This is a genomic window from Protofrankia sp. CiP3 (assembly GCF_917627345.1).
Lineage (GTDB): Bacteria > Actinomycetota > Actinomycetes > Frankiales > Frankiaceae > Protofrankia.
Genome location: NZ_CAKJTM010000020.1, coordinates 16929 through 25633, shown reverse-complemented (window position 1 = coordinate 25633; position 8705 = coordinate 16929). Strand labels below are relative to the sequence as shown.

8 protein-coding genes are annotated in these 8705 nt (G+C 69.5%); 4 read left to right on the top strand and 4 right to left on the bottom strand.

The features are described 5' to 3' along the window. The first annotated feature begins 455 nt into the window (after positions 1-455). Positions 456-1340, top strand: a complete 885-nt coding sequence (locus MJ797_RS10270; RefSeq protein ID WP_239334083.1) for a family 16 glycosylhydrolase — start codon at positions 456-458, stop codon at positions 1338-1340. Here MJ797_RS10270 and MJ797_RS10265 read toward each other — a convergent pair. Further along, a complete protein-coding gene (locus tag MJ797_RS10265; protein ID WP_239334082.1) occupies positions 1330-2085 on the bottom strand; it encodes a sterol desaturase family protein in 756 nt (251 codons plus the stop codon). The two genes, MJ797_RS10270 and MJ797_RS10265, sit on opposite strands and share 11 nt — an antisense overlap. A gap of 23 nt (positions 2086-2108) precedes the next feature. Next, positions 2109-3131: a class II fructose-bisphosphatase gene (gene glpX / locus MJ797_RS10260; protein ID WP_239334081.1), complete on the bottom strand. Its 1023-nt coding sequence runs from the start codon at positions 3129-3131 to the stop codon at positions 2109-2111. A gap of 456 nt (positions 3132-3587) precedes the next feature. On the opposite strand from glpX, the gene MJ797_RS10255 reads away from it, so the two are divergent. Next, entirely contained in the window at positions 3588-4184 is a 597-nt protein-coding gene (locus tag MJ797_RS10255; protein WP_239334080.1) for a DUF4245 domain-containing protein, read from the top strand. 34 nt (positions 4185-4218) lie between these two features. Here the strand turns inward: MJ797_RS10255 and MJ797_RS10250 are convergent, their stop codons facing one another. Continuing rightward, entirely contained in the window at positions 4219-4485 is a 267-nt protein-coding gene (locus MJ797_RS10250) for an exodeoxyribonuclease VII small subunit (RefSeq protein ID WP_239334078.1), read from the bottom strand. 436 nt (positions 4486-4921) lie between these two features. Here MJ797_RS10250 and MJ797_RS10245 point away from each other — a divergent pair, with 436 nt between their 5' ends. Next, positions 4922-6157, top strand: coding sequence for a glycosyltransferase (locus tag MJ797_RS10245; RefSeq protein WP_239334127.1), 1236 nt, complete (start codon positions 4922-4924; stop codon positions 6155-6157). Between the two features lie 194 nt (positions 6158-6351). Here the strand turns inward: MJ797_RS10245 and MJ797_RS10240 are convergent, their stop codons facing one another. Further along, positions 6352-7206 (bottom strand): aminotransferase class IV, encoded by an 855-nt coding sequence (locus MJ797_RS10240; protein WP_239334076.1) that lies wholly within the window; start codon positions 7204-7206, stop codon positions 6352-6354. A 282-nt stretch (positions 7207-7488) separates the two neighbouring features. Between MJ797_RS10240 and add the strand changes: the two genes are divergently transcribed. After that, positions 7489-8559 (top strand): adenosine deaminase, encoded by a 1071-nt coding sequence (gene add, locus MJ797_RS10235; protein WP_239334074.1) that lies wholly within the window; start codon positions 7489-7491, stop codon positions 8557-8559. The last annotated feature ends 146 nt before the right edge of the window (positions 8560-8705 follow it).

Here is an 8705-nt window from a genome sequence, read left to right as displayed (position 1 = left end):
AGGCTGTCCGCGACGCCGCGTCCCCTATTGCCGGTCGCTCTAAGCTGGGCGACGCGAGCCCGGTCCTTTTCTATATCCTGGAGAAACGGGATCCGTTGCTGGCGGGTGCCCGCGATGGCAGGTTCGACCGGGCCTGATGCCCGTTGCCGTGTGTCCTCCCGAGAACTAGGGGTACAGGAGGGCGACGGTGTTACCCAACTATGCCCCGCGCCCGCCATTTCAATCAGGTAGGCACCCTCCTGGGCAGCACAAAAACGGCTGTGCGCCGACCTGGCGAGCAGCAGGCCGCGGCGGCCGGATGGCGATCGTCGATCTTGAGTTGATTTTCGTCATCACGAAACGTGTGTACTGCATGGTGAGTCGATTACGCTCCGTGTTAGCGTCGATGGCGACAGGAAAGCCGGTTGTGCGGGTCGGTGCAGGGCTGTCCCGCCCGGATGTTGGGTTGTCGCCATATGCACACCAGACTCCGCATTCTTCTGCCACTGATCGCGGTTTCGGTGGTAGTCGCCAGCGCTGCCGTGGCGTGCACGGACGGCGCCCTGCTCGGTAGCGGCCCGGCGAGCAGCGGCCCGGCGAGCAGTGGGCCGGCGAGCAGCGGCCCGGCGAGCAGTGGGCCGACGGTTGGTGACGGTTCGCGGTCTGCCTCGGCGGATGCCTGGGGCGCGCCGCTGTTCGTCGAGCGGTTCGACGGCAAGGACGTTGACCCCACAAACTGGTGGGTCTACGACAAGCCGAACGCGGAACCTTTCCCCAGGTCGGCGGCGCGGGCCACGGTCGCGGGTGGCGCACTGCGCCTCACCGGGGGCTTCGACAGCGCTGGCCGGGATCTGGGCGCTGGGATCGCGAACAAGATGAACCTGCGGTACGGCCGTTGGGAGGCCCGCGTCCGGGTGGAGCGTGGCGATGGCTACTCGGGGGTGATACTGCTGTGGCCGGCGTCGGGCAACTGGCCCACCGACGGTGAGATCGACCTGCTGGAGGCAATTAACGGAAACCGCCAGGGCGCGTCGAGCTTCGTCCACAACGGTCCGCGCAACCATGTTGAGTGGCACTATCTGCCTGGTGATTACACTCAGTGGCAAACCATCGCGGTCGAGTGGCTGCCCCGGTCGATCACCTTCTATCTCAACGGCGTGCCGGAGTGGACGGTGACCACGCCAGCCGTTCCGGGCGCGGTCAACCCGATCCCGTCGACATCGGCGATGCACCTGGCGCTACAGCTGGACAAGGGCTGCACCGGCGCGATCCCGTGCCGGAACAGCCGGACGCCGACGACAGTCACCATGTATGTCGATCAGGTACGGATATGGGCGGCTCCGCCGCGGCTCACCGGGTAGGCGCGTGCGTCGCGGTGGCCGAGATCGGGACCATGTCGCGGGGCGGGCTGGTTCCCAGCACGATGTCGCCGATACTGGATGTGACGCCCAGCCAGTAACGCTCGTTGCGGAAGTGGTGCAGGCGATGGTTGCGCCAGAGCCGTCGGTATATCCGGCTCCGAGGCTGATAGCCGCTGTGGATGAGGAAATGGGTCCAGTCGTAGACGAGCAGGCCCACGGCCGCGCACAGCGTCGCGGTGGCCGCCTGAGGCGATCCGTGAACGGCTGCGGCGAGGGCGGCGGTGCCGCCGGCGAGGACCTCCTGGGGGCGCACGAACATCGTGTCCATGTTCGTCGGGTCACGGTGATGCTGCTCGTGCCCCCAGCCGGCGGCCTGGTAGAAGACACGGCCGATCGGGCTGCTCGGCTCGGCATGCAGGATCTCCCGATGCACCGCCCATTCCACGAACGGCTGCGCGGCCATCATCGACACCGCGATCAGGGCGTCGCCTCGCCCGAATCGGCCGCGGGCGAGGCGTACGGCCACAAGGCTCCCGACGGTGCCCAGCAGCACCGGTGGGCGGGGATGGCGGACAAAGCGCCGGGCGGCGGCGGGCAAGGCGGCAACCTCGGTGGCGCGCCCATGGGGACCAGGCCTGTCCAGGCGAACGACCGCCGCGTTGACCACGCGGGCCGCGCCGGTGACCGCCCGGATCGGCAACGGCGTAGCCAGCCCGCCCGGCGTCGATCCGCCTGGCCGCACCATCCCGCGCAGGGTCCTCGCCCCGCTCAGAACGGCACCGTGGAATAGGCCTGGAGCTTGGTCAACTGGTGCTGGCTGTCGACCCGGCGGACGGTCCCACTGCGTGACCGCATGACCAGGGACGACGTGTTCGCCCCACCAGGCCGGTACCGGACCCCGGCCAGCAGCTCGCCGTCTGTGATGCCGGTGGCGACGAAGAAGACGTTGTCGCTGTCCACGAGTTCACGGGTGGTGAGGACACGTCTGGGGTCATGACCGGCATCGAAGACCTTCCGCTGTTCGTCAGGATCTCGCGGCCAGAGCCGTCCCTGGATGACGCCGCCGATACAGGCCACCGCGCACGCGGCAATGATCCCTTCGGGGGTGCCGCCAATGCCCAGCAACAGGTCGGCGCCGGTGTCGGCGGACGCGGCCATCACCGCGCCGGCCACGTCCCCGTCGGAGATGAGCTTCACCCGGGCGCCGGCGGCGCGGATCTGTTCGATCAGCTCGGCATGGCGTGGGCGTTCCAGGACGATAACGGTCACATCCCGCGGATGCACGCCCTTGGCTTTGGCGACGGCACGGATATTCTCCTCGACCGGTGCGGTGATGTCCACCATGCCGGCGGCTTCGGGGCCTGTGACCAGCTTTTCCATATAGAAGCAGGCGCTCGCGTCGTACATGGATCCACGCTCGGACACGGCCATCACCGCGATCGCATTGTTCATTCCCTTGGCGGTGAGGGTGGTGCCGTCCACCGGGTCGACGGCGACGTCGCATTCGGGACCTTCGCCCGAGCCGACGTCCTCCCCATTGAAGAGCATCGGGGCTTCGTCCTTCTCGCCCTCACCGATGACGACGATCCCGCGCATCGACACGGTGCCGACGAGCCGCCGCATGGCATCGACGGCGGCTTGGTCCGCGCCGTTCTTGTCACCGCGCCCGACCCATCGGGCGGCGGCGAGCGCGGCCGCCTCGGTGACCCGGACGAGCTCGAGGGCCAGGTTGCGGTCGGGGGCCTGCCCCTGGACGACGAGAGGATCAGGAAGAGTGCTGTCTGCTGCCACGCATCCGAGGGTAGTTGCACGCGCGTCCAGCCGCCCGCCACCGCCGCGGCCAGCACACCGAACCGTCCAGGATTTTCGTATATGCGGCGTTTTGGTGTTTTTCGGATGCTTTCGGGACGGTCGGAGCTGTCATGTGTTCATCGGGTACCGGACACCGGATGCTGGGTGTCGGGTGGTGGACAGAATTGTGCTTCTTCCTGGTGCAACGCTGGCGGCCCGCTGTGCGTCGAACTGTTTACGGGAGGAGAGCGCCCGGCGCGCGGAGGGGGCGTGCCGGGCGCTCTTATGTGTTTATTTTCCTTCTGTTGTTTTTTGTGGCTGGCTTGACCGGCCCTTTCGTCTTACCTGGCTCAGGTCGTTTCCCAAATCACGGGTTTGTAATGATTTGGCACTCGTTGCCGCTCGGATCGACGGCCCTGTCGGGCTGGGCCCACGGCGGGACGTCAGGATGGACGGATGGCACGAAGACGCGGTCAGGAGACGATCCGGGACATGCTGCTGTCCCTTGGCGTGGTGATGGCCGGCGTGGCGCTGTTCACCCTGTTCATGCCGAGGGGTGACGCGGACTCGGTGGTCGCCGTGGACACAGCCGCCCCGCTGGCCGCCTTCGCGCGGGTGGCACCGTTCGGCGTCGCGGAACCGACGGGCCTGCCCGGCTACTGGAAGGCCACGTCGATCCGGACGGAAGCGCCGCCTGGCGCGTCCCGCGCGGACGTGATCGAGCTGCGCATCGGTTATGTCGTCGACCGTCCGGGTAACCGTACGTACGCACAGCTCAACCAGGGCAATGCGGGGGACGCCGTCAAACGGGTCCTGGCGGACCGGCCGGTGACGGGGACTGTTGACCTGGCGGGGGCGCCGTGGCAGGAGCGGCGGGATGATGCCGGCCACCTGGCGCTGACCCGTCAGGTTGGTGACGTCATTCTGATCGTCTCCGACGGCGGTGGGCGCAGCGGCGCTTCGCTCACCGACCTGGGGACGCTGGCCGCCTCGCTGCGTGTTCCCAGCGGCCCCCTGCGTGTTCCCAACGACGGGCCTCAGCGGCTGTCGTGACATATCGATAGAATGATCTTGATGGCGGCCGCTGTCAGGCGTCCGCCTGCGCGTCTTCGGGCTGGCCGCCGCTGGCCGGTGCGGCTGCGTGCCGGGCCGTGTCGAGGCGGGCGCGGGCGCCGTCGAGGAAGGCCTGGCACGTCCTTGTCAGCGCCTCACCGCGTTCCCACAGCGTGAGCGACTCCTCCAGGGTGATGCCGCCGGCCTCCAGCCGGTGGACGACCTCCTCCAGCTCCGCCCGCGCCCGTTCGTACGTCGGGGAAGCCTCGTGCGCCGGTGGCGCGTCCTGTGAACCTGACACCGATACCTCCTGGGCATTGACCGGGGGCGTTGACCGGGCGGACCGACGTTACCGGCCGTTCTTACCGGCGGACTGGCAGCAGGGCGAACCGGGGCGGCCTTCCCCGCGTTCCGGGATCGACGGGGTACGCGCCGTGTCCGAGCGTGTGGAGCGGGAACTCGTGCCTGCCCCGACGCGATGACTGGCCCAGCTCCACCGGGCGCCTGGGCGCGGGCCAGCCGCGACAAATCATGACCAACAGCGGTCAGCCGTGGCCGTACGGTCCTATGGCCGGCGGGCCACCGGTGGTCGCGGGCGTGACACGTGACCGTGTGATCACCTGACCGCGGACTCTGGCACGGGCGCTGGCAATGGTGTCGTCGGTGGAGAGTGGCTGGACACACCACTCGCCAGGTTCCCGCGATCGGTCCCGCGATTTGCGACGCTGATCATCGTGATGATGTTGGCGGCGTGCGCGGTCTGCTCCCTGATCGTCTGGCTGGTGCTCGCAGGCGGCCACGGAATGTTCTGGCGCACCGATACCCGGCTTGATCCCTACAGCCCCCAAGCGGATGGCGCGGCCGAGCCGAACGGCGGTTGGCCCGCTGTGACTGTGATCATTCCTGCCCGCAATGAAGCGGACATAATCCCCTATACTCTTCCGTCCCTGCTCAGTCAGAACTATCCGGGCCCGCTCCAGGTCGTCCTTGTCGACGACGCCAGCGAGGACGGTACCGGGGAGATAGCCCGGACGCTCGGCCGGTCGGCCGGCGCTCATGTCCCGCTGAAGGTGCTCACCGGCGGAGGGCGCCCGCCCGGTTGGGTGGGCAAGGTGTGGGCCATGGAGCAGGGCGTCCGCGCCTCGTCGCCGGAATCCGAATGGCTTCTGTTCACCGACGCCGACATCGCTCATGGTCCCGAGTCGGTGGCCCGGCTCGTCCACCATGCCACCACCCGCGGGCTTGATCTCACGTCGCTGATGGCGTTCCTGCGCGCGCGGTCCCGCTGGGAACGGCTCCTCATCCCCGCGTTCGTGTACTTCTTCGCGCAGCTCTACCCGTTCCGCCGGACCAACAGGCCGGCCACGCGGACCGCGGGCGCCGCCGGCCACGCCATCCTGCTGCGCCGCGGCGCGCTGGAACATGCCGGTGGGCTCGCCTCGATCGCCCGCGCGGTCATCGACGACTGCTCGTTGGCCAGGACGATCAAACGCAGCGGTGGGCGGATCTGGGTGGGGCTCGCCGACCCGGCCACGGACGGCGTCCGTGGCGTCCGGCCGTGCCCACAGCTGGCGGACCTGTGGTCGATGGTCGCCCGCAGCGCCTACACCCAGCTCCGGCACTCGCCCGTACTGCTCATCGGCAGCGTCGCGGGCCTCGCGCTGACCTACGTGGCGCCACCGCTGGCGGCTGTGGTGGGGCTGGCCGGGCTTGTGGCCGGGGCTGGCGGCACCGCCGCCGTCGTGAGCGCGGCCGCGGGCCTCGGCGCGTGGGCGGTGATGACCGCCACGTACATCCCCATGATTCGTTACTACCTCCAGTCGGCTCGTAATGCGGTGCTTCTGCCCGTGGTGGCCGTCCTGTATGTGCTGATGACGCTGGACTCGGCACGTGCGCACTGGCGCGGCCGGGGAGCGGCGTGGAAGGGACGGACCTACCCGGCGGTGAACGGCAACCGGGTCCCCGGTACCTGACGCGGGTGAGCAGCGGATGCCGTGGACCGGCGTCCGCTGCTCACAGCAGTGTTGGGGGGGATCGGGCTGGCGGCATCGCTGGTGGAGCGACCGCGTCGCGGGCGGCGGCGTCTTCCGCTTCCGCAACGCCGCCGCGCCCGTCCGCCCGCCCGCCCGTCCGCCCGCCCGCCCGCCCGCCCGCCCGGCGCTGGTCATCACCTGTTGGCGGGAGCCTCGGCAGCGGTCCCGCACTCGCTCGGCGGAATCGCCTGATCGCGCAGAAGCGTGTTCCACAGGCGTTCCCGGTGTGACGGCCCGGCATCGATCGACGCGCCGACCCAGCCTCGTACGGGACGGATCCCGTGCAGGGCATTGACCGCCCATACCTCAAGACCAGCCAGCTCCCGCGGCCTGCTCTCCTCTTCCTGGACGCGGATACCACGGGTGGCGGCGAGGCCGAGGATGGCGGCGCGGGTGACTCCCGGGAGGAGATGGGGCGTGTCCGGTGGCAGGCAGAGGGTCCTGCCACGCCACCAGAGGACGCTGGTTGTGGTGCCTTCCCGGACCCGGCCGTCGGCGGAGAGGATCAGCGTTTCGTCGGCGCCGGCCCGAACAGCCGCCTGGCGGAGTTCCGCGAGATAGTCCAGATCCACCCCTTTCACCGTGGGCTGGACACGCTGATCCGCCGTGGGCGAGATCCAGAGCCGCACCGCTTCGCCGCGGGCGGGGGCGGGCCGCGGCCAGAGCTGCAGCCTGGGCTGATCATCGATCATGACTAGTTCGACGCGCGGGAACCAGCGGCCCGTCGCGGGGATCTGGCGGACGGACGCCACCATGAACTCGACGCACCGCGCGGCCGGCAGGCCGGTCATCCGGGCGCACGCCGAGCTGAATCGCGCGAGGTGCGCCGGCCATGCCCGTACCCGTCCGTCCGCCACCAGCCACGAGTCCACCACCAGCGGTCTGGACGGGTCATTGACCAGCGCAAAGCCCCCCGGCGCGCAGCCGGTGCCGGCACCGGAGCCGGCCCACCGCATCCGCGCGGTTGCCGGCGTTTTGGATGTCATCATTCGCAGTAGGTCCGTGTTGTCCTGCTTGCTGGGCCGCGAGCCGAGCCTGGTGGACGGCCGGGTGCGCTGTCAACGTGCCGCCGCGATAACACGAAAGGCCGCGCCGGTGCGGAAACATCGCTCGGCCCCGGGCGGGTCGTGGCAGATCCGTCACCGTCGGTGTGACCTGTTCTTGACCGAGGGGCGGATGTCCGTAATCGTTCAGGACATGCGACAGGCAGAACAGGCAGACCCGTGGGCGGGCGATGCGGGGCTTGGTACCGCGGCGTCTGGTACCGCGTCATGAGCTCCGAGACGGTGGCGGGACGGCGGCCGGGCGGCGGCGAGGCCAGCGACGAGGAGTTCGTCGACGCGTTGCCCAAGGTGGAGCTGCACGTCCACCTGGAGGGGTCGATGCGCCCGCGGACGCTGCTCACCCTCGCCCGTCGCCACGGCATCGACGATCTGCCAACCGATTCTGGCGGCGTGGCGAAGTTCTACGAGTTCCGCGACTTCGACCATTTCATCGACGTCTACCTGGCCGCCGTCCGCGTGCTGCGGGACGGTGACGACTTCGCGCTGCTGGCCCGTGAGACCGCGCTGGGGCTCGCCGCGCAGGGGGTCCGGTACGCTGAGATCACCTTCACGCCGTTCCTGCACATCCAGCGTGGTATCGACGCGGCCGAGGTCTTCGACGGGGTCGAGCGGGGCCGTCGGGAGGCCGAGGAGGCGACCGGCATCCAGCTGCGGTGGGTCACCGACATCCCAGGCCTGCCCGGGATGGATCTGCGCCCCGCGGCCGAGGCGACGATCGAGTTCGCGTTGAACCACCGTGGGCCGGTGATCGCGCTCGGGCTGGGCGGGTCCGAGGCCGGTGTGCCCCGGCCGCAGTTCGCGGACGTGTTCACCGCCGCGCGGGACGCCGGGCTGCACCGCGTACCGCATGCCGGCGAGACCACCGGGCCGCGCACGATCTGGGACTCCCTCGAGCATCTGCACGCCGAACGCATCGGTCACGGCATCCGTGCCATCGACGACCCGGTACTGGTCGACCACCTGCGGGCACAGCACGTCCCGCTGGAGGTGTGCCCGACATCGAACCTCCGTACCGGGGTCGTCGCGGACTATTCGGGGCACCCGTTGTCCGCAATGATCAAAATGGGTCTGCCCGTCAGCCTCAACAGCGACGACCCGCCGATGTTCGGCACCACACTGCGTGATGAGTACCTGCATGCGCTGCGCGGTCTGGGCCTGACCCGGCGCCAGGTAATTGATCTTGCTGTGGCCGCCATCGACCACTCGTTCGCTCCCACCGCGCTCAAGGCCACCATCCGCGCGGACCTCGCCGGAGCCGTCGAGGGCCTCAGCCTTTAGAGCGCCCGAGGACAGGACTGTCCGGCTCGCGGCTCCCCGCGTCCCGCCCGGCCGCGTTGTCGTCAGTCGGCGCCCAGCACCAGGGCGCCTTCCTCCTCCGCCTTGCCGGATCGGGCGCGGATGAGCCGCTCGCTGATCGAACGCCC

What these genes read in the sequence shown, in the direction of transcription:
- add (WP_239334074.1), top strand. Translation starts at nt 7,489, where the DNA reads ATGAGCTCCGAGACGGTGGCGGGACGGCGGCCGGGCGGCGGCGAGGCC.
- MJ797_RS10270 (WP_239334083.1), top strand. Translation starts at nt 456, where the DNA reads ATGCACACCAGACTCCGCATTCTTCTGCCACTGATCGCGGTTTCGGTG.
- MJ797_RS10255 (WP_239334080.1), top strand. Translation starts at nt 3,588, where the DNA reads ATGGCACGAAGACGCGGTCAGGAGACGATCCGGGACATGCTGCTGTCC.
- MJ797_RS10265 (WP_239334082.1), bottom strand. Translation starts at nt 2,085, where the DNA reads ATGGTGCGGCCAGGCGGATCGACGCCGGGCGGGCTGGCTACGCCGTTG.
- MJ797_RS10240 (WP_239334076.1), bottom strand. Translation starts at nt 7,206, where the DNA reads ATGATGACATCCAAAACGCCGGCAACCGCGCGGATGCGGTGGGCCGGC.
- MJ797_RS10245 (WP_239334127.1), top strand. Translation starts at nt 4,922, where the DNA reads ATGATGTTGGCGGCGTGCGCGGTCTGCTCCCTGATCGTCTGGCTGGTG.